Raw genomic sequence first — 23,843 nt, 5'->3', positions numbered from 1 at the left:
ATCAGCCCTTCTTCTCGACTCGTTCGACCGCCCGGACTCGCACCGGTGCCGATCGCGGATTGATGGTCAGTTCTTCGTCGTCGGGACGCTCGGCGCCGCGGGTCACGAGGCGGAACTCCGCGGCGGTGCCGGGCAACTCGACGGGCAGGCCGGGCGGCGAGGTCGAAGTCGTGCGGGCTGCGAATTCCCGCTTGACGATCCGGTCCTCGAGGGACTGGTAGCTCATCACCGCGACTCGGCCGCCGACGGTGAGCACCGACAGCGCAGTCGGCAATGCCTCACGCAGGACGTCGAGTTCGTGGTTGACCTCGATGCGCAGGGCCTGGAAGGTGCGTTTGGCCGGGTGGCCGCCGGTCCGTCGGGTCGCGGCCGGGATGGTGGCATAGAGCAGTTCGACGAGGCGCGCACTCGTCGTGAACGGTTCCTTCTCGCGCTCGCGCAGGACCGCCGAGGCGATCTTGCCGGCGAAGCGCTCTTCCCCGTATTCGGAGAGCACACGGGCCAATTCGCCGTGGCTGTAGGTGTTGAGGACGTCCGCCGCGGTCAGCGGGTCGTCGGAGTTCATCCGCATGTCCAGGGGCGCGTCGACCGAGTAGGCGAAACCGCGGCCGGCCTGGTCGAGCTGCATCGACGAGACGCCGAGGTCGAACAGGGCGGCGTCGATGACTTCCTCACCGGCATCGTCGAGGACGTCGGCGATCTCATGGAAGGTGGCCTGGTGCAGCGAGATCCGGTCTGCGTGCGGTTCGAGTCGGCGCCGCGCGATGTCCAGCGCGGAGGCGTCGCGATCGATACCGACGAGGTGCACGTTGGGGAAGGTGTTCAGGATGAGTTCGCTGTGTCCACCGGCACCCAGCGTCGCGTCCAGGAAGACCCGCCGGTCTTCTGATTCCAGTGCCGGGGTGAGCAATTCGACGATGCGCCGACCCATGACGGGGATGTGGCCGAACTCGCCGGAGCGGCGAGTGTCGTCACCAGTGTCATCCACGGAGGGCCCCCATCGGCGTGTCGGCCATGTCGGTCGGCAGAGTCGGCGTTTCGGTGCGAAGGACTGATCGGAGGAGTGTCATGTCGCGGGCGGACGGTGCATCACCGTCGGGCCGCGCCCCGGATGGAGCGAGGTCCCGATCCGATTCCGTACCTGGCGTTGGGGAAGTACGCCAGGGTCGGACCGGATCGGGGCCTCGTGCCACCCGAAGCCCGAGTACCGCTTCGCCCCGTCCCCTCTCGGCTACAAGACCGCGTTCAACGCGGCCGAGTTGGCTGCCGAGAAGTTCTCCTCGTGCTGCGACTGGTACTCGTCCCATGCGGCCGAATCCCAGATCTCGAGGTGATCGAAGCTGCCGAACACCACGCACTCCTTGGACAGTCCCGCGTAGACGCGATGGTCGGAGGACAGGCTGATCCTGCCCTGGCCGTCCGGTCGCTGTTCTTCCGAACCGGCGAAGAAGGTCCGCTGAAACGCACGCAGGTCAGGGTCGTTACGTGACGCCTCGACGATCCTCGCCGCGATCGCATCGAACTCTTCGGTCCGATACACCGACAAGCTGTGGTCTTGGCCTTTGGTGACCACTACCCCTCCTGCCAGTGCATCGCGGAACTTGGCGGGCAACGTGAGTCGCCCTTTGTCGTCCAATTTGGGCGTGTAGGTGCCGACGAATCGCACAGACATGTCGACACCTCCTGCCCCTGGGTTCCGCGCTCCGGATCGCCTCACCCAGTGCTGCCACAGTACCCCACTTTCCTCCACTTTCCACCCCAGAAGCCCACACGGACTCCACCTGACAGCAAATTCCCAGTTCAAACGGGTGAAACTTCTGGCGGTTCTTGCGTGTCTCGTGCGCTGACACGTGTCGCTGTGTCCTTCGATGGTGTGACAGACGAGCCCTTTGAGGCTTCAGATGCCGGTGCGACCAGCAGTTCTCACCAGGTGGGGCAAAGTGGGGAACCCAGGTGGGGGAAGGTGGGGAACGCCGGTGGGGGAAGGTGGGGGCCAGGGAATGGGTGACGGTGGGACACGGTCGACAGCGCCTCGAAACCACGGGTACAGAGTCGGGTCGCACAACAAAAGAGCCGCGCAACCCGATGGGGTGCGCGGCTCTCTGAAGAGTCGTGGCCGTCAGGCCGGCCGGAGGTCTACTCCTGCTCGAACCGACGGTTGAATCGTTCTTCCATCCGCTCCGACAGCTTGCGCTTGGAGCCGGAGGGTCCGGACTGCTTCTTGCCTCCCGCGCGCGGCGCGCCCGTCGCGGAGTCGGCGAGGTCGTCACCCCAGAGGGCGAAGAGGCCGGCACCGAACATCACCAGGAAGCCGAGGAGGCTGACGATCGGGAAGCCCCCGATGTCGATCTTGACGATGAGACCGCCGACGAGCATCACGAGGCCGACGACGAAGACCGCCACCGCCTGCAGGCGACGACGGCCACTCGACTTACCCAGCCGACGACGCTTGACACTGGACGCAAACTTGGGGTCTTCCGCGTACAGAGCGCTCTCGATCTGTTCGAGCATGCGTTGCTCGTGCTCCGAAAGTGGCACCGACCCTCCTTCTCCCTGATCCGCGACGCCGACGACGGTCAACCGCGACCGGTGAGGCGTCTGCGCCTTATTCTCCCATGATACGAGGTGAAATCAGCCGCGACCACCATTACTCGCTGTTGTGGGCCCGGATGCACATACCGGAACGACAACGGAACACCGAAACTGTGTCCGGCCTCACGCAGTTCGCCCGATTTGGGGGTCCTCTGTCCCGAATTTGCCTTGCTCGTAAGCGATGACCAAGGTCTCGACCTGCCGGAGGAAGTCGAGGACGAGGAGTCGCATGCCGGCGACACTGTCGGGGTCGAGCGTTCGGATGATCCCCGACTCGATCTTCATCCGGATGGGCGACAGCGTGGCGAAGCGCGCGGCCAGCGGAGCGAGGTCGGGAGCGACCACACCGATACGGGTCCAGGCGTTCGACGTCTTGCGGCGGGCGGGGCCGGCCGGCTCGCCGATGGCGATCGCGGCGCCGGCCGCACGGAGGGCGACGAGATAGAACTGCCGGAAGCGCTCGGCGTCGTCGGAGACACCGTCGGCGTTGTCGAGGAGGAGATGGGCACGCTGGAGGAGATCGCGCGCACGTCCGACCATCACCGGGTCGACGGGGGCGGACCGGCGGGATGTGGGCCGTCCGGGCATGGCATCCTCCTCACTCGCTGGCGACGGTGTCCGGTGGCAGACGCTTCCCTCGTCCGCCACCGGACCGTCATGTCGTCGGGATGAACGCGAACAGCTTGCGGAGGCACATTCATCGAACACCCGTTCGACACGTTCAATATAGCTAGCGGTGCGCGTCTCTTCAAGGCGTGGGCCGCGCCCGCATCCTTCTTCAACACCGACTCCCGCGACCGGATTCCGCGGAGTCTGCCGTACCGAGAGGACAGTCACACCAGATGGTCGGAGAGCGCATGGCCGGGGCGGGGCGGGCCCGCTCGGTGGACCCGGAGGCGATCCGACGTTGACGATCCGTCTGGTGAACCTCAGTGGGCAGGACTCCCGCGTGTGGCTGGAGCCCGCTCTCGACGTCTATGTGACCGCGATGGGGTATCCCCGCGGGACCGAGGTGCACCGCGCGTCGCTGTGGCGTGAACACATCGCCCGGCCGGGCTGGCGTGCGATCGGCGCGGTCGCCACCCTGCCCCCGCACGAGGCGCAGTCGATGCCGACGTCCCGGCGCCGGGTCGGACCGCCGGTGGGCACCGGGCCCGACGACGTCCTGGTCGGCATCGCCTACGGCTACACCGGCGCGACCGGTCAGTGGTGGAACCAGCAACTCCGGCTCGGGCTGCGACAGACGGGACGCTCCCCCGCGGACATCGAGATGATCGCCCGGGACTACTTCGAGCTGACCGAGCTCCACGTCCACCCCACCGCACAGGGTCGCGGCATCGGGCAGTTGCTGTTGGCGCGGCTGCTCGCCGAGCGACCCGAACGCCATGTGCTGCTATCGACGCCGGAGATCCCCGCCGAGCAGAACCGGGCCTGGTCGCTGTATCGGCGGATGGGTTTCTCGGATGTGCTCCGGCATTTCACCTTCACCGGCGATCCTCGCCCGTTCGCGTTCCTCGGCCGTCCGCTGCCGCTGAACCTGCAACCGCCGCACCCCGGTCCCCAACAATCTGGATGATGGAGGGCGTGGCACAGACAACGACGACAGCGCACGACACGGAACACGCATGAGCGGGCACGGGGAGCGGCGCGACGCGGTTGTCGTCGGCGGCGGCCACAACGGCCTCATCGCCGCGGCCTACCTGACGAAGGCCGGACGCGACGTGGAGGTCTTCGAGCGCGACGACATCCCCGGCGGGGCGGTGTCGACCGTCGAACGTTTCCCCGGGTACCGCATCGATCGCGGTTCCTCGGCGCACCTGATGATCCGGCACTCCCCCGTTCTCGACGACCTCGACCTCGCCTCGCACGGACTCCGCTACGTCGACTGCGACCCCTGGGCCTTCGTGCCGGCGACCGACACGGCGCCGGCGATCGTCTTTCGCACCGATCTCGACGCGACCTGCGTCTCCATCGAACGAGCATGCGGCGCAGCGGATGCCGCGGCATATCGGCAGTTCGTCGAGACCTGGACGCCGCGGGCGCGGGCCGTCATGGATGCCTTCTATCGACCCGCGTCGATGGGACAGTTCGGGCGGGCGTTCGCCGGTCTCGGGTCGACGGCCACCACCGAACGCACCGGCCTGGTCGGACGCCGCAGCGGCGCGATGATGAATCTCACCGCCGAACTCATGACGTCCGGCGACTCGCTCCTCGACCGCTACTTCGACTCCGAACAGCTGAAGGCCGGGCTCGCCTGGTTCGGCGCGCAGTCGGGGCCGCCGATGAGCGCGCCCGGCACCGCGCCGATGGTCGGGTTCGCCGCGCTGATGCATCTCATCCCGCCCGGTCGGGCGATCGGCGGCAGCGGTGCGCTGACCGATGCGCTCGTCCACCGCATCGGCGCCGACGGCGGCCGGATCGTGTGCGGGGACCCGGCGGTCTCGATCACCCGATGCGGTGACCACTGGCGGGTGCAGACCGAATCCGGTGAGCATCGGTGCACGCCCACGGTGATCAACGCCTGCCATGTCCTGGCGACCCTGGACCTGTTGGCGGCGGGCGGTTTCGACGCCGGGACCATCGAGCGCTGGCGGCGCGACATCGTCGTCGGGAGCGGGATCGGGATGGCGGTGCGCCTCGGCACGACCGCGCTACCCGCCTACCGCGACCTGCCCGACGACCTGCCCGCCCACGGCGTCCACTCGGCCCTCGGTCTGCTGGTCACCGACCGCGCACATCTGGTCCGCGCGCACGCCGCCGCCGCGGTGGGTTCCCTGCCTCCGCGGCCCGCCGTGGTGGCGATGAGCTTCTCGGCGATCGACCCCAGCCTCGCCCCGGAGAGCAGGCACGCGATCAACCTGTGGGCGCAGTGGCATCCGTACCGGCTCGCAAGCGACGCCGGGGGCGACTGGTCGACCCTGGGTGCGCAGGCGGCCGCGGCGGTCTGCGACGAAGTCGACCGTCACGCACCGGGTTTCGCCGAGTCCATCGCCCACCGGTACATCCAGACCCCCGAGGATCTCGAGTCCGAACTGGGGCTCATCGGCGGCAACATCATGCATGTCGAGATGTCGATCGACCAGATGTTCATGTGGCGACCGACCCCGGATCTGGCGGGCCATCGCGTCCCCGGCGCCGACGGGCTGTTCCTGGCAGGGGCGTCGACGCATCCGGGCGGCGGGGTGACGGGCGCGAGCGGTTACATCGCCGCCCACGCCGCCCTACGTGGGAGACGTCTGTTCGGCTGAGCGTCGGAGACGTCTCTTCGGCTGAGTGTCTGGCACGATGAGCAGCGTGCGATTGTCGAATCCCGAGCAGGGTGCACCGAAGTCCTCCCGCGGTCAGTCCCGACCCCGCCGGCTGATGCCGGTGGCGGTGGCAGTCGTGGCTCTCCTCCTGTCGCCGCTGATGGCCGGTTGCCTGGAGCGTTCGACGACGGTGGGCGATCGGTATTCGGGCAGTGTCATCGTCGCGACGTCCCCGGACAATCCCCGTGGCGCCCCGCAGCTGGATCTCCCCGAGTCGATGATGGGGCAGGTCTCGGTGACCGAGTACAAGGAGACGCCCGAGGAGGAGTCGGACTCCGCCGACGGTGACGACAAGGGTGCCGGGGGCGACAAGCCCGAGGAGGCCGTCACCCGTGTGGGCAGCCGCGCGAGTTTCTCCGATCTCACCGCAGGCCAGTTCGGCCAGCTCGGTGACATCATCGCCGACGCCTACGGTGAGACCTCGCTGACGATGGATCTCACCGCCAAGCGCAGCGGCGAGGTGGTCCGATTCCGCGGTGACACCGACCTGTCCGAGCTCATCCCGGGTCGCGACTTCGTCCAGCTGACGGTCACCTTCGGCGGGCCGGTGACGGCGACCAACGGTGACCAGGTCGGCGAGTCGACGGTCACCTGGACCCCGGCTCCGGGCGAACCGTCGGACTTCACCGCGGACGCCACCTACCCGGATCCCGCGACCGCAGCGGTCGGCAGCTGGTCCTGGTTCGTCGCGATCGTTTGTCTGATCGCGGTGCTTGTCATCGCGCGGCTCGCCTATGCGAAGCGGTACCGCGGCCCGCGCCCGGGACGACCGGTCGCCACCAACACCGCGCCGTCGACCCTGTCGGGTGAGGGCCTTTCGGCGGCCGCCGACCCGAAGGCCTCGGCCGCACCCAAGGACAGCTAGGACCCGGTCGGCGTCAGGCGGGGACGTGCAGCGCGGCGTCGACGTCCACACCGAGGCGGCCGAGCACCTCTGAGGTCGCCTTGGCGAAGTTGAGGCTGCAGAAATGCAGGCACGGTGCGCCCTCGGCGATGAGCCGTTCGGCGGTCTCGGTGGCGAAGTCGATACCGACGGCGCGAACCGAGGCACGATCCTCCTCGGGACCGTCACCCGCGGCCTTGGTGAACCGCTCGATCACGGTGGGCGGGATCACCGAACCCGACAGCTCGGCCATGCGCTTGATGCTGGCCAGCGAGGTCACCGGCATGATGCCGGGGATGATCGGCTTGGCACCCTGCTCCGGATCGGCGGCCTGCACCCGGTCACGGAGGCGGAGGTAGTCCTCGACATCGAAGAACATCTGGGTGATCGAGTACTCGGCGCCCGCGCGCAGCTTGTTCACCAGGTTGCGGGTGTCGTGCTCGAGGTCGGGGGCACGGTGGTGACCCTCCGGGAACGACGCCACGCCGACGTGGAAGTCGCCGAGGGTGTCGATGAGATGGACCAGTTCCTCGGCGTACTCGACGCCCTCGGGATGGGCGATCCACTCCCCGAGGGGATCACCCGGCGGGTCGCCGCGCAGCGCGAGGATGTTGGCGATGCCCTGATCGGCATAGGCGCCGACGAGTGCACGCAGCTCGGCGATGCTGTGGTTGACCGCGGTCAGGTGCGCCACGGGCAGCAGCGTGGTCTGGGCGGCGAGTTCGCCGGTGATACGAACCGTGCGGTCGCGCGTCGAACCGCCGGCGCCGTAGGTCATCGACACGAACGCTGGAGACAACCGCTCGAAGATCCGCACCGCCCGCCACAGCCGGGCCTCGCCTTCGGCGTCGCGCGGGGGCATGAACTCGACGGAGAACGGCACCGGTCCACGGTGCGGGGCGGACAGGCGTTCGACGATCGAGGGTGCCGGAGCGGTTGGGGTCACCCGAACAGTGTAGAGAGCGATTCGCATAGCCTGGCAGGGTGACCTCCGCCTCCCCCACGCCGACCTCGCTCGATGCGGTCCCGGCGGCCGTCGAGACCGAATTGCGCAGTTTCTTCGACGTCGCGGTCCCCGCCGCGGCCGAGATCGCCCCGGTGGTCGGCACTGCGGCCGAACTGGTCCGGGACTTCGTCCTGCAGGGCGGAAAGCGCATCCGGCCGGTCTTCGCCTTCGCCGGATGGCGGTGCGGCATGACCGAATCGTGTCGCGCCGACGCCGATCCGGCATCGAACGTCGGTCGTGAGGCCCGCGACGCGCTGCGAGTGGGCGCAGCCCTCGAACTCGTACAGGCGTGCGCCCTGATCCACGACGACATCATCGATCAGTCCGACACCCGGCGCGGGCACCCGACGCTGCATCGCGTCTTCCAGTCGCGGCACGCCGCCGCCTCCTGGGCCGGCGACGCCGCCGACCACGGGGTGGCCGCCGCGATCCTGGCCGGCGACCTCGCTCTCGCGTGGGCCGACGACCTCGTGCACGATCACCGGCCGGGGGTTGCGGCCGGCACCGTCGAGTACCGCGCGCTTCCGCCCGCCGTCGGCGCGACGTGGGCGGCGATGCGCACCGAGGTGCTCGGCGGCCAGTTCCTCGACATCGTCAACGAGGCGAGCGGTGACGACTCGGCCGCCGCGGCCTATCGCGTGATGGAGTTCAAGACCGCCGCCTACACGGTGGCCCGCCCGCTCGAACTCGGCGCACGTCTCGCGGGTGCGACGGAGGATCTGGTCGCGACGCTGCGGAAGATCGGGCACGACCTCGGTATCGCTTTCCAGCTGCGCGACGACCAGCTCGGCGTCTTCGGCGACCCCGAGCGGACGGGCAAGCCCTCGGGTGACGACCTGGTGTCGGGCAAGCGCACCGCCCTGCTGGCCACCGCCCTGCGACGCGCCGACGACTCCGACCCCGCTCTCGGGAACCGCTTGCGGGACTACATCGGACGCCCGCTCGACGAGAACGAACTGGGCGCCGCGCGAGGACTTCTCGTCGACGTGGGCGCGGTCGCCGAGATGGAGAAGCAGATCGACGACCTCCTCGGCGCCGCTCTCGGTGCACTCGACACCGCCGACATCGGCGCCGACATCCGCAGCGAACTCACCGCGGTCGCCCACCGGACCGCTCATCGCGAGGCGTGAACTCCGGCGTGAAGGCATCGACCCCGACGCCCGCTCGCACGGACGTCCGTGACCGGACCGCACGCGGCGATCTGATCATCGGCGCGGTCGGCGCGATCCTGGTCTGCCTCGGCAGTTTCGGCGTCGGCGACCCGCCCCGCAACACCACGACACTCGCCGATCTGGGACTCAGCTGGATCACCTACGGTCACGGCAAGAACCTCTTCGGTATCTTCTTCTGGCTCGGCGTCTTCTCCATGGTGTTCGCCTGGGTCCGGCTGGGGCGTCGGATCGCCCGGGGCGCCACGGACTCCCCGTCTGTCCGGACCCTGCAGCGGTGGCTGCTCGTCTGGGCGGCACCGCTGCTCGTGGCGGTGCCGGTCTACAGTCGCGACGTCTATGCCTACCTCGCGCAGGGGGCGGTGTTCGGTGCCGGGTTCAACCCCTACGCCGACGGCCCGGCCCACCACCCGGGCCCGCTCGTCGACAGCATGGCGACGGTCTGGGCCACCACCACCGCGCCGTACGGGCCGTTCACCATGGGTCTGCTGCGCGTCGTCACCGAGGTCACCGGCGACCACGTCGTCGCGGGTATCCTCGCCGTACGACTCGTCCTCGTACCCGGGCTCTTCCTGTCGTTGTGGGCGATCCCCCGGCTCGCACGCCATTTCGGCGCCTCGCCCCAGGCGGGGCTGTGGCTGGCGCTGTTCAATCCGATGGTCCTCATCCATCTCGTCGCGGGACCCCACGTCGAACTCCTCATGGCCGGCGTGCTGACCACCGGTGTCGTCCTGGTCGTGACCGGACGCCACGTGGCCGGTACCGCGGTACTCGCGCTCGCGGTGTCGATCAAGATCACCGCGGGGATAGCAGTGCCGTTCGTGCTGTGGATCTGGCTGTCCCACATACGGTCCCGCCGGCCCGTGACCGCCCGCGATGTCATCGGCGTCTTCGCCGCGATCGTCGGCATCTCGGTCGCGGTGTTCGGATTGTGGACCCTGCTGGTGGGCCTGGGATTCGGCTGGCTGACGGGTCTGGGCTGGGCCGATGTGATCATCAACTGGTTCACGATCCCGACCTTCGTCGCCCATGTCGTCACGCTGCTCGCCGCACCGTTCGTCGCACTGAATCTTCAACCGGTACTGGAGATCACGCGTGCGATCGGGTCGGTGGTCCTCGCGGTCACGCTGGTCGCGCTGTGGTGGCGTCACCGCCGAGACGAGAGGGATGCGGTTGCCGGTATGGCGTGGGCGATGCTGGCCGTGCTCCTGCTCGAACCGTCCACCCTCCCCTGGTACTACACGTGGGCGCTGGCGATCGCGGTGGCGTTCACCCTTCCGCCGTGGGCGCGCGCGACCGTGGTCGGGGTGTCGACGTTCATGCTCATCGTCTTCCAGCCCGATGATGCGATCGTCTTCTACAAGCCCGTCGAGCTCACGCTGGCGTTCCTGCTCGCGGGACTCGCCGCCTGGTCGCTGCTACGTCCGGACCCGTTGCGGCTCGGCCGCTTCGGACGGTGGGCCTGGGGTTCGGAACGTACCGAAACACCGGATCAACCGGCGGACGGCGAGGACGAGGTCAGAAAGCCTGAGCCTGCGCCCGGCGGATGACCTCGCGCGCGGAGTCGGTGTGCAGCGCCGCGGCCGGGTGGAGGTCGAGGTCCTCCTGCACGGTGAACAACCAGTTCATCGCCTCGTCGCGGGTGTAACCGCCGTCGAGCAGCACCCCGACCAGGCCGTAGAAATGTTTGACCACGCCCTCGTCGTCGAAGAACACCGCCGGGATGACCGGATGCCCGCCGCGGGACACGGCGAGCAGGTTGTGGTCGCGGATGAGTGTGCGCACCCGGTTGGTGGACACCGCGAGCCGGTCGGCGACCTCGTCGACCGACAGCATCTCGACATCAGCGGACAGGGTGTCAGGCGACAACGGAATGGAACCCACGGAAAGAAGCGTAGCGGTACACCCGGGCACGATGAAACCGCCGCTCTCCGCGCGCCCGACACCGGGGGCGGCTCACACGCGCCGATGACCCCGACGGCGTGGTCCTGCAGGTAGATTCAGCGGGGTGAACGCCCCCGTCGACCCGATGCTCGGGACCGTCCTCGAAGACCGGTACCGCATCGACGCACCCATCGCGAGGGGCGGAATGTCGGCGGTCTACCTCGGCGTCGACCTCCGGCTCGGGCGCGAGGTCGCGGTCAAGGTGATGGATTCCCGGTACTCAGGCGACCCGCAGTTCCTGCGCCGCTTCGAGTTCGAGGCGCGTGCGGTCGCCGGCCTCAAGCACCCGGGTCTCGTCGCGGTCTACGACCAGGGCATCGACAACGGCATCGCCTTCCTGGTCATGGAACTCGTCGACGGCGGAAGCCTGCGTGAACTCCTCCGCGAACGTGGCCCGATGCCGCCGCACGCGGTGGTCGCCGTCGCCGAACCCGTGCTCGGTGGCCTCGGGACCGCGCACGCCGCGGGCCTGGTCCATCGCGACGTAAAACCCGAGAACGTGCTGATCTCCGACGCCGGCGAGGTCAAGGTCGCCGACTTCGGTCTCGTGCGCGCCGTCGCCGAAGCAGGGGTCACCTCGGCCAGCGTCATCCTCGGTACCGCCGCCTACCTCTCCCCCGAACAGGTCGAGTCCACCCACGCCGACGCCCGCAGCGACGTCTACTCCATGGGCGTGATGATGTTCGAATTGCTCACGGGCCGAACACCTTTCCACGGCGACTCACCGCTGTCGCTGGCCTACCAGCGGCTCACCTACGACGTCCCCGCGCCGGGCGACGTGATCGCCGGTGTCCCTGCGGAGTTCGACGAGATCGTGCTGCGCGCGACCGAACGGAACCCGGCCGATCGATTCGCCGACGGCTTCGAGATGCAGCACGCTCTGCTCGCGGTCGCCGACGACCTCGACCTGCCGCCGTTCACGGTGCCCGCACCGAAGCGATCCCGGGAGCGGGAGATGAAGTCGCGCTACCGCGCCGCCGGCCCGATCGGCCACGACACCCGGGTCCAGTCGGCACCGGGACCGTACGAACCCGGATCGTCGTCGCCGGACTCCCCCGCGGCGCCGATCCGTCCGGTCGCCGGGGTCGGCGATGCCGACGGTCGCGCTGCGGCACGCGGGCGGGAGGACCGACCGGTTCCGCGTCGCCGGGACGCCGTCGACGCGCACGACCAGGACCCGCTCGAACCCGAACTCATCGGGGGCGGGCGCCTGGGCGCGGTCGTGTGGATTCTGCTGGTGCTGCTGATCGCGGTGGGTCTCGGCGCCGCCGGGTTCTGGGTCGGCAGCACCTATCTCACGATCGGCTGACCTCGACACGGACGGCGGAGCACCGCTGGTCGGGTAGCCGAGGAGCCTGCGACGAGGCGTATCGAAACCACCTCGCCGCCAGGCCGAACCGTCAGCCGCGCAGCATCTCCGCGACGAGGAACGCCAGCTCCAGCGACTGCTGGGTGTTGAGGCGCGGGTCGCAGGCGGTCTCGTAGCGGCCGGCGAGGTCGAGATCCGAGATCTCCTGTGCGCCACCGAGACATTCGGTGACGTCCTCGCCGGTCAGCTCGACGTGCACGCCACCGGGGTGGCTGCCGAGTGCGCGGTGGACCTCGAAGAAGCCCTGCACCTCGTCGACGATGCGGTCGAAGTGACGCGTCTTGAAGCCGGTCGACGCCTCGTGGGTGTTGCCGTGCATGGGGTCGCACTGCCAGATGACCTTGTGGCCGGTCGCCTCGACGGCGGCGACGATCGCCGGCAGCACCTCGCGGACCTTGCCGTTGCCCATGCGAGCGACGAGGGTCAGGCGGCCGGGGACGTTGTGCGGGTCGAGACGCTCGACGTATTCGACGGCCTGCTCGGGCGTCGTCGTCGGGCCGATCTTCACACCGATCGGGTTGTTGATCAGTTCGGCGAAGGCGATGTGCGCGCCGTCGAGCTGTCGGGTGCGCTCACCGATCCACAGGAAGTGCGCGGACAGGTCGTAGAGGACCTTCTCCTGCGACTCCTTGTCCGGGGCGTCGGCGAGGCGCAGCATGGCGCGCTCGTAGTCGAGGACGAGTGCCTCGTGCGAGGCGAAGATCGACGCCGAGTGGAGGCTTGAGTCGGTGACGCCGCAGGCGTCCATGAACCGCAGGCCGCGGTCGATCTCGGAGGCCAGGGCCTCGTAGCGGGCGCCCGCGGGCGAGGTCCGCACGAACTCGCGGTTCCAGTCGTGGACGCGATGCAGGTCTGCCTCGGCCTGGGTCAGTGCCCGGACCAGGTTCATGGCTGCGGCGGCATTCGCGTACGCGCGCACCAGACGTGAGGGATCGTGCTGGCGCACGGCCTCGTCGGCCGGGAACCCGTTGACCATGTCACCGCGGTACGACGGCAGACCGAGGGCGTCGACGTTCGACGACCGCGGCTTGGCGTACTGGCCGGCAATACGCGCGACCTTGACCACCGGCATACTCGCGCCGTAGGTGAGGACGACGGCCATCTGCAGCAGCGTGCGGATGTTGGCCTTGATGTGGGGTTCGGTGTTGTCGGCGAAGGTCTCCGCGCAGTCACCGCCCTGCAGCAGGAAGGCGCGGCCCTCGGCCACGTCGGCCAGCTGCGCCGACAGCGACTGCACCTCGGCGGGCATACAGATCGGCGGCACCGACTCCAGGACGGTGCGGATCTTGCGTGCTTCCTCGGCGGGCCAGCTCGGCTGTTGCAGCGCGGGGCGGCTCATCGCGTCGTCGAAACGCTCCTGGAGCCCACCGGGCAGCGGCGGCAGTTCGGGGAGTTCGTCGATAGGAACGTCTACGGTCCAGTTCACCACTGGTCCAGCGTAAAGCAGACTCCCCCGCGAGTTACGCCGGGTCAGCCACGCGAGTCGAGACGGGCCTTCTCGATCGCCTCCCAGCGACGCAGGTTGTGCCGCGCGTCGCTCAATGCGTCATGGGCGTCGGACGGTGCCGGCGGGAGTGCGGGACGCCCGGCGGCCTCCCAGTGCTGGCGGAGTTCGCGGGTGAAACGCGGGATCGGTCGGGGCAGCGCGGTCATCGGACCCCACATCTGGCACAGGACGACGTGGTCGTAGGCGCCGATCCACGCCCACAGCTCGATGTCGGTCCCGTCCGCGGTGAGGAACTCGAGGAGGTCCTCGCGAATCCGGCGACGGTCCTTCCAGACCGGCGACGACGGCGAAGGAAGCTTGGGCAGCACGTTGGCCCGGACCCAGTCACCGGCGCGGCCGGGGTCGAACTCGGTGGACACCGCGTAGAACTCACGGCCGTCCTCGCCGACGACCCCGATCGAGACCAGCTCGATGGTGTTTCCGTCCTCGATGAACTCCGAGTCGTAGAAGAACCGCATGGGGACAGTATTCACATACGCCGATTGCGCACTTGCCGGACTCCCTCGACCCGTTCCGCCCACGCGCCGGGGCGACGCACGTTTGGCCATTGCCGTACTTTGCTGGCTACCCTGGTAATTCGTGCGCTCCAGGTCTGTGCTGGCGACCGCTTTCCTGGCGGCGTCGATCATCGCGCGGCTCGTCTGGGACACGCTGACCGTGAACGGCAGGAACTTCGTGGACCTGCACGTTTACCGCGACGGTTCGGCGGGTCTCGCCGACGGGTCGCTCTATTTGTTCACCTATTCCGGTGAGACCGACTTCGCGCTCCCCTTCACCTATCCGCCGTTCGCGGCGGTGGTCCTCTATCCCCTGTCGCTGGTCCCGTGGGACGTCGTGGCGATCGGCTGGCAGCTCGCGACCTTCGCCGCGCTCTACGCGTGCGTGGTCGTCTCGCTCCGGCTGTGCGGCCGCAGCACCGACGTCCATGCGCTCGCCGCGCTGTGGACCGCACCGGCGATCTGGTGTGAACCCGTCCGGGTGACCCTGGACTACGGCCAGATCAACGTCTTCCTCATGCTGGGCACCCTGCTGGCGATCTCCTGGGCCCGCCGCGCCGACGGGTCGCCGAACGAGCGCGGCGTACTCGCGGGCGGCGCGCTCATCGGTCTGATGGCCGGCATCAAGCTCACCCCGGCCATCACCGGCCTCTGGTACCTCGCCGTCCGCAAACCATGGGGCGCACTGTCGGCGGCGTTCGCCTTCGTCTTCACCGTCCTCGGCTGCCTGCTGCTCTTCCCGGAGGTCACCCGGACCTACTACGGCACCCTTTTCGGCGACGCCGAACGGATCGGTCCCGTCGAGGCGGTCATCAACCAGAGTCTGCGCGGGACGCTGTCCCGGTTCGCCGGTTTCGACGTCGGCACCGGCTGGATCTGGTTCCTCGGCGTCGTCGTCGCCACCGTGGTGGTGGTGTTCACCTGGCGCGCGGTCTCCGACGCCCTCGGCGTCCTGCTCGTCGTGCAGTTCTTCGGTCTCCTGATCTCCCCGATCTCCTGGGTCCACCACTGGGTCTGGGTCGTCCCGCTGGGTATATGGCTGGTGCACGGCGCCGGCGCACGACGCCCTGGTGCCCGCGCGATCCTCGGTATGTGGCTCGTCGTCGCCGGCCTCGGCATCCCGTGGATCCTGCGCGTCCTCAACGAATACGGCCCAGAGCCCCCCGCCGCCGTCGAAGCCGTGCTCGGCGCGGCCTGGACGATCGCCACCTTCGTCATGATGGGCTGGCTGATCGCCACCCGTTCCGCACGCGGGGCAGAAGAGACCGACGACCGCCCGAAGGACGTCGTCGCCGCGGCCGTCGTCGACGCCGGTCGGGTACTGCTCGCCCAGCGCGCGCATCCGGTCGAACTCGCCGGCAAGTGGGAACTCCCCGGCGGCCGGGTCGAGTCCGGCGAAACCCATGCCGCAGCCCTCGTCCGGGAGATCCGCGAGGAACTCGGCGCCGAGGTCGAGGCCGGCGACGCCGTCGGCAAGCCGGTGACGCTGCCCAACGGCCTGGTCCTGCATGCCTACCGCGCGCGCCTCCGTGCCGGCACCCCGGCCGCACTTGAACATCTCGATCTGCAGTGGTTCACAGCCGACGACCTACGGAGACTCGACCTCGACGACGTCGTCCCCGCCGATCGCGACTGGATTCCCGAACTGTGCATCATCCTCGATGACGCGAGGGTCGGCGAAGCGGGCTAGCCCTTCTCCGACGCCCGGGCTTTGGTCCCCCACTACTTCCTGAGGTGCGAGGAGCGCAAGCGACCAGCCACTGCTGCCTGAGGTGCGAGGAGCGCAAGCGACGAGCCACGAAGGCCTGGTGAGCTACGTCGCCACCCTTCGTGGCTCGCTTCGCTCGCACCTCAGGGAGCAGAACGTGGCATCGCCCGATCTCAGGGAGCAGAAGGTGGCATCGCCCCGCACCTCAGGGAGCAGAAGGTGGCCCTGTTCCGTCCGTGAATCGAGTCAAGCAGCTGCGTCGGTGGCCGGCGACTCGACCTCGGGAGTCTTGTTCTTGAGGCTCGCGGCGTAGACGTCGACGTACTGCTGGCCGGAGAGCTGCATGAGCTCGTACATGATCTCGTCGGTGACGGCACGCTCGATGTAGCGGTTGCCCTCCATACCCTCGTAGCGGGAGAAGTCGAGGGGCTTGCCGATGCGAACGGTCACCTTCGTGGGGCGCGGGAGGATCGACCCGGGCGGGTTGAACTTGTGGGTGTCGATCATGGCGACCGGGATGACCGGCACGCCGGTGTCCATGGCCAGCCGCGCGAGGCCGGTCTTGCCCTTGTACAGGCGGCCGTCGGGTGAGCGGGTGCCCTCCGGGTACATGCCCATCAGCTTGCCGTTGTCGAGCTGGCGGCGGGCGGCCGTGAGGGCGCCCTCGGCGGCGGCAGCGCCCGACCGGTCGATGGGGATCTGTCCGACCGCGGTGAAGAACCAGCGTTGAAACGCACCCTTGAGTCCGGTGCCGGTGAAGTATTCGCTCTTGGCGAGGAAGTAGATGCGACGGTGGACCATCAGGGGCAGGAAGAAGCTGTCCATGACGGCCAGATGGTTGCTCGCGAGGATCGCCGGCCCGTCGGTCGGGATGTTCTCATGACCTTCGATGGTCGGGCGCCCCAGGACACGGAGGATCGGCCCCAGAAAGATGTACTTGAACGCCCAGTACCACATGAGACTCTCCTCGCCGCGCCACCAACTCGACCCGATGTCGCTGTCGACATCGGACCCCACTGCCGGAACCCCTCACCCCTCGGTCCCGACATCAAGACCATACCTGCGTCGGACCGTACCGACTGTCCCCGGATTCGTCAGCGGGCGGCCGACGGCGGTGCCGTCTGGCTCGCCGCGGCCCGTAGTCCTTGGCGCGCAACCTCGGCCGCGCCGACGACGCCGGCCGTCTCGCCGAGCTGGGTGCCGCGGATGCGGGCGAGCTGACGGTGGCCGGCACCGGTGACCTGCCGGGCGTAGTGTTCGCGGGCCTCGTCGAGGAACAGGCCCGACGCCGCGCCGACGCCACCGGCCAGGACGATCAGGTCGGGGTCGAAGATGTCGGCGATCATCGCCAGCCCCTGCCCCAGGGATGTCGCGAACCGGGCGAAGGCCGCCAGGGCCACGGCGTCACCGTCGGCGGCCGCACCGGCGACCCGGCGTCCGGTCAGGGAACCGGGGTCGGCGGCCACGTCGGCGGCGAGCTGACTGCGTCCCCAGTCGCCGTTCAGAGGTGCACCGTCGGCCAGCAGCTCGACCACGGTGTCGACCAACGCCGTTCCGCTGCAATATCGTTCCCAGCAGCCACGTTTCCCGCAGGCGCAGGCGCGCCCGTCGGGGACGATCGTGAGGTGTCCGAGTTCCGGCGCGACCCCGTAGCTCCCGCGGTAGATCTCGCCGTCGATGACAAAGCCCGCGCCGATGCCGGTCCCGATGGCCAGCACCACCGTGTTGTGCCCGCGGGCGGCGGCACCGAACCGGACCTCCGCGACCGCAGCGGCGTTGGCGTCGTGTTCGGCGAACACCGGGATGCCGACGCGCCGGGTCATGTCCTCGGCCACCGGGGCCTCACGCCACGGCAGATGAGGTGCGAACCGGACGATGCTGCGGTCGGTGGTGAGGAAGCCGGCGATCGCGAGGCCGACGGCCTTGGCATCCCAGCGCGAGGTCAGCTCGCCGACGAGGCGGTCCAGGCAGTGTTCGAGGGCCTCGACCGTCGACGGGGTCTGGGCGCGCAGGGTGTCGAGCATCGTGCCGCGGTCGTCGACCACCGATGCCCGCACGCTCGTGCCGCCGATGTCGATCCCGATCGTCAGCTCACCCATCACTGCTCCTCGTCGGACCCGGTGTGAGCGTCGGGGCGTCGGGAACTGCTGATCCGGACCGCGATCGGCTCGTAGTGCCGGGGTTCGGAAACCGTGCTGGGGGCGGACCGCAATGCCTCGGCGATGGCCTCGAGGACGGCGATGACCGCTGCGAGGAGTCGGGCGACGAGGTCGCCGATCTCGCTCAGCAGCGAACTGATCTCGCCCGACGCGCCGGCCAGTGCGGCACCGACGGGGCCGTCGGCGCCGAACGCGGCGGCGTAACCAGAGGCCGCGGCGGTCGCTTCCTGCCGACCACCGGCGAAGAGGGCCGCCAGCGCGTCGATCTGATTGGCGAGCCCGAGCAGCAGGTCCCGGACCGGATCGCCCTGCGCAGCACCGTGGTCGTCACGACCGGGCCCGTCACCCTGTGACGTCCCCTCGTCCGTGCCCATTCGCGTTGTCTCCCCTCGCCGCTGGTACCCGGAGGCCTCGTGCCGCTGGCTCCCGCCACCACAGGTGGACGGGCGTCCCAGCACCGTACCGCGTGGCGGTCCCCGGGCGCCGTGGGAGGCCGACTACCGGCGCGGCCAGACGGCGGGGTCGGGTACGAAGCCGACGATCAGCCGCCCGTCCTCCCACGCCGCGTCGACGACGGTGCACCGGCGCAACACCGACGGTAGGCGCACCGGGTGGCGGAAGCCGGAGATCGTCACCAGCAGGTCGTCGCCACTGCGTCCGAGTGCCAGCGAATCGGGTTCGGGGAGGCGCTGCGGCCACGACAACCGGAAGGCGGTCTCCGTGCCGGCCACGGTCTCCACGACCGACGCGGCCGAACCGCGCGCGATGCCGTGCGGATCGGGCAGCCGGACCGCGAGCTTGCGCAGCCGTGCCATGCGATCGATCGTCTCCGCGGACCGGTCCACCAGGGCCACTCGCACACCGCGGTTGCCGCCGGGATCGTCGAGCATCCCCTCGACGTGTGCGGCGAGTTCTTCCGGGGACTCCGCACCCACCCCGCGGTTCACCTGGACCGACGCCAGCGGCAGCCCCATGACGTCGGCACCGGCGACATAGTGCTCCGCGAGGCGGCGGGCACGGTCGTCGGCACCGAGGACCAGGTGAACGGCCACCGCGTGTGCGTCGGCAAACAGCTCGGCGACATCGGCACAGTCGCGATCGATGGCGTCGACGGCGGCGGTCAGCGGGGCCATCACCGGCCGCTCGGACGCCGTCGCGAGGCGTCGGTGCCGCGGCCAGAAGCGGTTGAGCGCCTGGCTCAGCACCGATCCCCCGCGCAGGAACTGCAACGGGTCGCCGCATCCCGAGCAGTCGACGATGATCCGTTGCCACCGCCCGCTCGTCGCCTCGTCACGGATACGACGCAGCAGCAGGAAGTCGTCGATACCCGGGAGCGAGGTGAGCTCCGCGGCGTCGATGCCGGAGAGGGTTCCCACCCCGGGCAGGACGGCCTTGCTGCGACCCGCGGTGTGCTCGAGGACGTCGACGAACGCCGACCAGGTCCGCTCGGTCAGATCCAGGCGGTCGAGCGTCAGCAGGTGGAGGAACTTCGAGACCGCCACCGGCTCTCCGGGCTGCCGGTAGACCCGGGCCCAGTCGTGCACCGGCGACCAGCGGTCGACGGTGATGAGCAGGGTGTGCTGCTCCGGCCCGGTGACTGCACGACGGGAATCCCGAGGAGCGCTGGGCCGCTGGGAGGCCGCGGCGGCGGCGACAGCGGAGACGCCGGAGCCTCCCGGACCGAGCACCACATGTATGGGGGTGAGATCGATCAGCCTTCGACCCTCTTCTTCAGGTCGTGCAGCGCGGCCTCGGTGATCGCCTTCTCTGCACGGCGTTTCAGCTGTCCGATCATCGGTACCTGCAGGTCGACCATGAGCTCATAGGTGACCTTGGTCGAACCCGGGACCTGCTGGGTCAGGCTGTAGCGGCCGCGCTGGTCCTTCTGCAGATCGCTGGAGACGAGCCGCCACGAGACCGAGGTCCCGTCCGGATCCCACTCGTAGGCAAGCACATACGTGTCCTGCAGGACACCGGCGTCGAGCACGAAGCGCACCTCGAGCGCACGCCCGGCGTCGTCGGTGCGCAGCACCTCGACCTCGCGCGCCGCGGTGACCCAGTCCGGGTAGTGCTCGAAATCAGAGATGACGGCCAGGATGTCCTCGGCGTCGGCGCCGATGACGATGTCGCGTTCGGTGTGATCGGCCATCACACCACCTCCGCGGTCTCGGCACCGGCGGCCGGACCGCCCACGTGCCGGCCCGCCTCGAGAATCTGCTTCACCTCGAAGGACATGTCCTTGCCCGCGACCCGACGCCGCTTGTTCTCCTCCGCCAGCGCGTCCGCACGGGCACGGGGGTCGTCACCGCGCTCACCGGGGAGGGCCCGCGTCGGTTCCGCATGGAGGAAGTAGTGCAGGACGAAGCCGTCGAGGACCGCTTCGTTCCAGATCTCCATCGTCCCGGCCACCGGTCCGTCGACACGCCACCGGACCCCCTGCTCCGCACGGTCTTCACTGACCGCCAGACGAAGGTCGGGCCACCAACGCCGCCAGTTGGCGGGGTCGCCGACCACGGCAGCGGCCAGACGTGGTGCCGCGGCGACGAAAACCTCGTCGGCCACCTGGATGCTCGTCACGCCCACTAGCTTCACATACTCGCGTCGGCGCAGGGTAGTGCACCCGAACGGCAGTGGGTGATCGTTGCGATTTGCTGCAGGGATACGATCGGCTGAACGGCATCTACTGGAGGGTAACCACGATGAGTGAGTACAGCGTGCCAGCGAAGTTCTCGATCGCCGATGACGAGAACTGCACGAACATCATCTTCAACCTGGCTCAGCGATCACCTCAGCACGTCGTGTTCCGCCAGAAGCAGGGCGATGAGTGGGCCCCCATCACTGCCGCCGATGCCGCAGCACGCATCTCGTCGATCGCCAAGGGTCTGATCGCCTCCGGCATCAACCCCGGTGACCGCGTCGCACTTCTCTCGCGCACCCGCCTCGAGTGGAACCTCTTCGACTTCGCCATCTGGTCGGCCGGTGCGATCCCGGTGCCGATCTACGACTCGTCCTCGGCAAGTCAGATCGAGTGGATCCTCCGCGATTCCGGCGCCGTCGCGATCGTCCTCGAGGACGACGGCCACCGAGCCGCCTTCGAATCCATCGACTCGCTCACCGAGCCGGTCACGGTCTTCCAGATCGACCGCACCGACGGGCCGGGCGCCGTCGACGAACTCACCGCAGCCGGCGCCGACGTCCACGACGACGAGGTGGCCAAGCGTCGCGCAACCCTCGGCGCCGCCGACCCCGCCACCCTGATCTACACCTCAGGCACCACGGGCCGGCCGAAGGGCTGCATCCTCACCCACTCGAACATGCTCTCGGAGATGAAGGCGATCCTCGCCGGCGACATCCTCGACGACCTCATGAACCGGGACCACAAGCGTCTCCTGATGTTCCTGCCCCTCGCCCACGTCCTCGCCCGCGCGATCACCCTCGTCGCCATCGAGGCCGGCGCCGAGGTCGGCCACACCAGTGACATCAAGACCCTCGTCGACGAATTCGCGGTCTTCAAGCCGTCGCTCATCCTCTCCGTGCCGCGCGTGTTCGAGAAGGTCTACAACTCGGCTCGTCAGAAGGCCCATGACGGCGGCAAGGGCAAGATCTTCGACGCCGCCGCCGAGACCGCGATCTCCTACTCCGAGGCGCGTGAGAAGGGCCAGATCGGTCTGGTCCTCAAGGCCAAGCACACCGTGTTCGATGCACTGGTCTACAAGAAGCTGCGCACCGCCCTGGGCGGCGAGTGCGGCATGGCGATCTCCGGCGGCGGCCCCCTCGGCGCGCGCCTGGGCCACTTCTTCTCCGGCGTCGGCATCCCGGTCTTCGAGGGCTACGGCCTCACCGAGACGACGGCTGCCTTCAGCGTGAACACCCCGTCGGCATGGAAGATCGGCACCGTCGGGAAGCCGTTGTCGGGCAATACCGTCCGGCTCGGCGAGGACGGTGAGATCCTCCTCAAGGGCGGCGTCGTGTTCTCCGAGTACTGGCAGAATTCGGAGGCGACGGCCTCCGCGATCGTCGACGGCTGGTTCCACACCGGCGATCTCGGCACCGTCGACGCCGACGGCTTCATCACCATCACGGGCCGCAAGAAGGAACTCATCGTGACCGCGGGCGGCAAGAACGTCTCCCCCGCCGGCCTCGAGGACGTCATCCGCGCCAACGCCCTCATCTCGCAGGCGATGGTCGTCGGCGATGCGAAGCCGTTCGTGGCCGCCCTCATCACCATCGACCCGGAGGCCTTCCCCGCGTGGAAGGAGCGCAACGGCAAGCCCGCCGATGCCAGCGTCGCCGACCTCATCGACGACGCGGAGCTCCTCGCCGAGGTCCAGGCGGCCGTCGACTCGGCCAACAAGACCGTCTCGAGCGCCGAGGGGATCAAGAAGTTCCGCATCCTGCCGTCGGACTTCACCGAGGAGACCGGTGAGATGACTCCCACCCTCAAGGTCAAGCGCAACGTGGTCGTCGAGAAGTTCTCCGGCGACATCGAGGCGATCTACCAGCGGTGAACCGCGGCGTCGCCCTCCCGGCGGCGTCGGTCTGACGGGACGTCGGGGCGTTCGATTCCCGGCACCGGCGGGCGGGTCGTGGAATCAATGCGTCCGGGCACCCGTTGGTGCCACCATGCGAGCAATCACCTACAGCCGCTTCGGCGGCCCTGATGTCCTGGAGATCACCGACCTCCCCACCCCCAAGGTCGGCCCCGACTCCGTCCTGGTCCGAGTGCGCGCATCGAGCGTCAACCCGGTGGACTGGAAAATCCGGGAGGGTCACCTCGCCGAGGTCCTGGACACCGTGTTCCCGGTGGTTCCGGGTTGGGATGTCGCGGGCGTCGTCGAACAGGTCGGCCTGGACACACCCGAGTTCCAGGTCGGCGACGAGGTGTTCGGTTACGTCCGTAAGGACCTCGTCGGTGGCGAGGTCGCCGGCGGTACGTTCGCCGATCTGGTCGTCGCACCGGTCCGGACACTCGCCCACAAGCCGGCCGGCTGGTCGTTTGAAGAAGCTGCCGCCGTGCCGCTCGCCGGACTGACGGCGTACCAGACCATCCGCCGGGCAGGCGTGCAGTCGGGCCACACCGTGCTGGTCCATGCCGCCGCCGGCGGCGTCGGATCGTTCGCGGTCCAGATCGCGAAGTCGCTGGGCGCCCGGGTCATCGGAACTGCTTCCGAGTCCAATCACGACTACCTCCGCAGCCTCGGCGCCGAGCCCACCACGTACGGCGACGGTCTCGCCGACCGGGTACGCGAACTCGCGCCCGACGGCGTCGACGTCGTCCTCGACTACGTCGGCGGTGACGCAATCGACTCGGTGCCGGACGTTCTCCGCGACGGCGGCACAGTCGCCTCGATCATCGATGCACGCGCTCGTGACGAGTTCGGGGGCGAGTACGTGTGGGTTCGTCCCGACGCCGCGGACCTCGCCGAACTGGGCCGACTCGGCGACGCCGGCGACCTCAAGCCGGAGATCGCCGAGGTCTTCGACCTGCCCGACGCCTCCGCCGCCCACGAACGCAGCCAGTCCGGGCACGTGCGCGGGAAGATCGTCGTACGGGTGTCGGCCGAGGCGTAGTCGCCCCCTCCCGCCCGCCGCCGGGCCGGGGCGTCGGTCCCGCTGAAAAGCGCCCCTGAGATCCGCCCCTGGTTTGCGCCCCGGCCCGAAAAGCGCCCCTGGGAACGACCCTCCAGCGCAGCACCGCGAG

23 protein-coding genes are annotated in these 23,843 nt (G+C 69.1%); 9 read left to right on the top strand and 14 right to left on the bottom strand.

Annotated features, from left to right (window positions below; genetic code table 11):
• Nucleotide 1 precedes the first annotated feature (1 nt).
• The 4 genes from rsmH to GONAM_RS17720 all read right to left on the bottom strand — a co-directional run bounded on the left by rsmH (nucleotide 2) and on the right by GONAM_RS17720 (nucleotide 3,180).
• Nucleotides 2–988: a 16S rRNA (cytosine(1402)-N(4))-methyltransferase RsmH gene (rsmH, locus tag GONAM_RS17735; RefSeq protein WP_006868137.1), complete on the bottom strand. Its 987-nt coding sequence runs from the start codon at nucleotides 986–988 to the stop codon at nucleotides 2–4.
• A 243-nt stretch (nucleotides 989–1,231) separates the two neighbouring features.
• Entirely contained in the window at nucleotides 1,232–1,672 is a 441-nt protein-coding gene (gene mraZ / locus GONAM_RS17730; protein ID WP_006434990.1) for a division/cell wall cluster transcriptional repressor MraZ, read from the bottom strand.
• A 464-nt stretch (nucleotides 1,673–2,136) separates the two neighbouring features.
• Nucleotides 2,137–2,538 (bottom strand): SCO2097 family morphological protein, encoded by a 402-nt coding sequence (locus tag GONAM_RS17725; protein WP_006868136.1) that lies wholly within the window; start codon nucleotides 2,536–2,538, stop codon nucleotides 2,137–2,139.
• A gap of 177 nt (nucleotides 2,539–2,715) precedes the next feature.
• Nucleotides 2,716–3,180, bottom strand: a complete 465-nt coding sequence (locus tag GONAM_RS17720) for an SAV_6107 family HEPN domain-containing protein (protein WP_006868135.1) — start codon at nucleotides 3,178–3,180, stop codon at nucleotides 2,716–2,718.
• Nucleotides 3,181–3,499: 319 nt separating this feature from the next.
• On the opposite strand from GONAM_RS17720, the gene GONAM_RS17715 reads away from it, so the two are divergent.
• The 3 genes from GONAM_RS17715 to GONAM_RS17705 are packed head-to-tail and all read left to right on the top strand — an operon-like array spanning nucleotide 3,500 to nucleotide 6,765.
• Complete coding sequence (locus GONAM_RS17715; RefSeq protein WP_006868134.1) at nucleotides 3,500–4,168, top strand: GNAT family N-acetyltransferase; 669 nt, start codon at nucleotides 3,500–3,502, stop codon at nucleotides 4,166–4,168.
• 49 nt (nucleotides 4,169–4,217) lie between these two features.
• The gene (locus GONAM_RS17710; protein ID WP_006868133.1) at nucleotides 4,218–5,840 is read left to right on the top strand and encodes a phytoene desaturase family protein; all 1,623 of its coding nucleotides are present in this window, start codon (nucleotides 4,218–4,220) and stop codon (nucleotides 5,838–5,840) included.
• Between the two features lie 37 nt (nucleotides 5,841–5,877).
• Nucleotides 5,878–6,765, top strand: a complete 888-nt coding sequence (locus GONAM_RS17705; RefSeq protein ID WP_040536853.1) for an LppM family (lipo)protein — start codon at nucleotides 5,878–5,880, stop codon at nucleotides 6,763–6,765.
• A gap of 13 nt (nucleotides 6,766–6,778) precedes the next feature.
• On the opposite strand, the gene GONAM_RS17700 is transcribed toward GONAM_RS17705, so the two are convergent.
• Nucleotides 6,779–7,756, bottom strand: coding sequence for a methylenetetrahydrofolate reductase (locus GONAM_RS17700; protein WP_006868131.1), 978 nt, complete (start codon nucleotides 7,754–7,756; stop codon nucleotides 6,779–6,781).
• An 11-nt stretch (nucleotides 7,757–7,767) separates the two neighbouring features.
• On the opposite strand from GONAM_RS17700, the gene GONAM_RS17695 reads away from it, so the two are divergent.
• Both GONAM_RS17695 and GONAM_RS17690 read left to right on the top strand, forming a co-directional pair.
• A complete protein-coding gene (locus GONAM_RS17695; RefSeq protein WP_006868130.1) occupies nucleotides 7,768–8,919 on the top strand; it encodes a polyprenyl synthetase family protein in 1,152 nt (383 codons plus the stop codon).
• Nucleotides 8,916–10,508 (top strand): alpha-(1->6)-mannopyranosyltransferase A, encoded by a 1,593-nt coding sequence (locus tag GONAM_RS17690; protein ID WP_006868129.1) that lies wholly within the window; start codon nucleotides 8,916–8,918, stop codon nucleotides 10,506–10,508. The genes GONAM_RS17695 and GONAM_RS17690 overlap by 4 nt, the downstream gene beginning before the upstream one ends.
• On the opposite strand, the gene GONAM_RS17685 is transcribed toward GONAM_RS17690, so the two are convergent.
• Entirely contained in the window at nucleotides 10,477–10,842 is a 366-nt protein-coding gene (locus GONAM_RS17685; protein WP_005200101.1) for an Rv2175c family DNA-binding protein, read from the bottom strand. The two genes, GONAM_RS17690 and GONAM_RS17685, sit on opposite strands and share 32 nt — an antisense overlap.
• A gap of 124 nt (nucleotides 10,843–10,966) precedes the next feature.
• Between GONAM_RS17685 and GONAM_RS17680 the strand changes: the two genes are divergently transcribed.
• A complete protein-coding gene (locus tag GONAM_RS17680; RefSeq protein WP_006868127.1) occupies nucleotides 10,967–12,211 on the top strand; it encodes a protein kinase domain-containing protein in 1,245 nt (414 codons plus the stop codon).
• A gap of 91 nt (nucleotides 12,212–12,302) precedes the next feature.
• Here the strand turns inward: GONAM_RS17680 and GONAM_RS17675 are convergent, their stop codons facing one another.
• Nucleotides 12,303–13,700, bottom strand: a complete 1,398-nt coding sequence (locus GONAM_RS17675; protein WP_006868126.1) for a class II 3-deoxy-7-phosphoheptulonate synthase — start codon at nucleotides 13,698–13,700, stop codon at nucleotides 12,303–12,305.
• Nucleotides 13,701–13,741: 41 nt separating this feature from the next.
• Nucleotides 13,742–14,236 (bottom strand): polyadenylate-specific 3'-exoribonuclease AS, encoded by a 495-nt coding sequence (locus GONAM_RS17670; RefSeq protein ID WP_006868125.1) that lies wholly within the window; start codon nucleotides 14,234–14,236, stop codon nucleotides 13,742–13,744.
• A 136-nt stretch (nucleotides 14,237–14,372) separates the two neighbouring features.
• Between GONAM_RS17670 and GONAM_RS17665 the strand changes: the two genes are divergently transcribed.
• The gene (locus tag GONAM_RS17665) at nucleotides 14,373–15,965 is read left to right on the top strand and encodes a glycosyltransferase 87 family protein (protein ID WP_006868124.1); all 1,593 of its coding nucleotides are present in this window, start codon (nucleotides 14,373–14,375) and stop codon (nucleotides 15,963–15,965) included.
• A gap of 264 nt (nucleotides 15,966–16,229) precedes the next feature.
• On the opposite strand, the gene GONAM_RS17660 is transcribed toward GONAM_RS17665, so the two are convergent.
• The 6 genes from GONAM_RS17660 to GONAM_RS17635 form a co-directional block, all read right to left on the bottom strand.
• Nucleotides 16,230–16,940, bottom strand: coding sequence for a lysophospholipid acyltransferase family protein (locus GONAM_RS17660; RefSeq protein WP_006868123.1), 711 nt, complete (start codon nucleotides 16,938–16,940; stop codon nucleotides 16,230–16,232).
• 137 nt (nucleotides 16,941–17,077) lie between these two features.
• Nucleotides 17,078–18,082: an ROK family protein gene (locus tag GONAM_RS17655; RefSeq protein ID WP_006868122.1), complete on the bottom strand. Its 1,005-nt coding sequence runs from the start codon at nucleotides 18,080–18,082 to the stop codon at nucleotides 17,078–17,080.
• Complete coding sequence (locus GONAM_RS17650) at nucleotides 18,082–18,516, bottom strand: hypothetical protein (RefSeq protein WP_006868121.1); 435 nt, start codon at nucleotides 18,514–18,516, stop codon at nucleotides 18,082–18,084. The genes GONAM_RS17655 and GONAM_RS17650 overlap by 1 nt, the downstream gene beginning before the upstream one ends.
• Before the next feature lie 123 nt (nucleotides 18,517–18,639).
• Nucleotides 18,640–19,833 carry an ArsA-related P-loop ATPase gene (locus GONAM_RS17645; RefSeq protein ID WP_006868120.1) on the bottom strand — a complete coding sequence of 398 codons (1,194 nt, stop codon included), beginning with the start codon at nucleotides 19,831–19,833 and terminating at the stop codon, nucleotides 18,640–18,642.
• Nucleotides 19,834–19,853: 20 nt separating this feature from the next.
• Nucleotides 19,854–20,291 (bottom strand): SRPBCC family protein, encoded by a 438-nt coding sequence (locus GONAM_RS17640; protein WP_006868119.1) that lies wholly within the window; start codon nucleotides 20,289–20,291, stop codon nucleotides 19,854–19,856.
• Nucleotides 20,291–20,734: a hypothetical protein gene (locus GONAM_RS17635; RefSeq protein ID WP_006868118.1), complete on the bottom strand. Its 444-nt coding sequence runs from the start codon at nucleotides 20,732–20,734 to the stop codon at nucleotides 20,291–20,293. Before GONAM_RS17635 ends, GONAM_RS17640 begins: the two co-directional genes overlap by 1 nt.
• Nucleotides 20,735–20,841: 107 nt before the next feature.
• Between GONAM_RS17635 and GONAM_RS17630 the strand changes: the two genes are divergently transcribed.
• Nucleotides 20,842–22,650 (top strand): AMP-dependent synthetase/ligase, encoded by a 1,809-nt coding sequence (locus GONAM_RS17630; protein ID WP_006868117.1) that lies wholly within the window; start codon nucleotides 20,842–20,844, stop codon nucleotides 22,648–22,650.
• A gap of 115 nt (nucleotides 22,651–22,765) precedes the next feature.
• On the top strand, nucleotides 22,766–23,713 hold the full coding sequence (locus tag GONAM_RS17625) for an NADP-dependent oxidoreductase (protein WP_006868116.1): 948 nt from the start codon (nucleotides 22,766–22,768) through the stop codon (nucleotides 23,711–23,713).
• Nucleotides 23,714–23,843: the final 130 nt, after the last annotated feature.

Source organism: Gordonia namibiensis NBRC 108229, from assembly GCF_000298235.1.
Taxonomy (GTDB): Bacteria; Actinomycetota; Actinomycetes; order Mycobacteriales; family Mycobacteriaceae; genus Gordonia; species Gordonia namibiensis.
Note: the sequence above shows the minus strand (reverse complement) of the source record. Positions and strands in the feature narration are given on the sequence as shown.

Excerpts from the sequence above, each read along its gene's own strand:
- GONAM_RS17625 (WP_006868116.1), top strand. The coding sequence starts at position 22,766 with ATGCGAGCAATCACCTACAGCCGCTTCGGCGGCCCTGATGTCCTGGAG.
- GONAM_RS17720 (WP_006868135.1), bottom strand. The coding sequence starts at position 3,180 with ATGCCCGGACGGCCCACATCCCGCCGGTCCGCCCCCGTCGACCCGGTG.
- GONAM_RS17655 (WP_006868122.1), bottom strand. The coding sequence starts at position 18,082 with ATGGGTGAGCTGACGATCGGGATCGACATCGGCGGCACGAGCGTGCGG.
- mraZ (WP_006434990.1), bottom strand. The coding sequence starts at position 1,672 with ATGTCTGTGCGATTCGTCGGCACCTACACGCCCAAATTGGACGACAAA.
- GONAM_RS17650 (WP_006868121.1), bottom strand. The coding sequence starts at position 18,516 with ATGGGCACGGACGAGGGGACGTCACAGGGTGACGGGCCCGGTCGTGAC.
- GONAM_RS17660 (WP_006868123.1), bottom strand. The coding sequence starts at position 16,940 with ATGTGGTACTGGGCGTTCAAGTACATCTTTCTGGGGCCGATCCTCCGT.
- GONAM_RS17710 (WP_006868133.1), top strand. The coding sequence starts at position 4,218 with ATGAGCGGGCACGGGGAGCGGCGCGACGCGGTTGTCGTCGGCGGCGGC.
- GONAM_RS17700 (WP_006868131.1), bottom strand. The coding sequence starts at position 7,756 with ATGCGAATCGCTCTCTACACTGTTCGGGTGACCCCAACCGCTCCGGCA.
- GONAM_RS17705 (WP_040536853.1), top strand. The coding sequence starts at position 5,878 with ATGAGCAGCGTGCGATTGTCGAATCCCGAGCAGGGTGCACCGAAGTCC.
- GONAM_RS17670 (WP_006868125.1), bottom strand. The coding sequence starts at position 14,236 with ATGCGGTTCTTCTACGACTCGGAGTTCATCGAGGACGGAAACACCATC.
- GONAM_RS17640 (WP_006868119.1), bottom strand. The coding sequence starts at position 20,291 with ATGGCCGATCACACCGAACGCGACATCGTCATCGGCGCCGACGCCGAG.
- GONAM_RS17630 (WP_006868117.1), top strand. The coding sequence starts at position 20,842 with ATGAGTGAGTACAGCGTGCCAGCGAAGTTCTCGATCGCCGATGACGAG.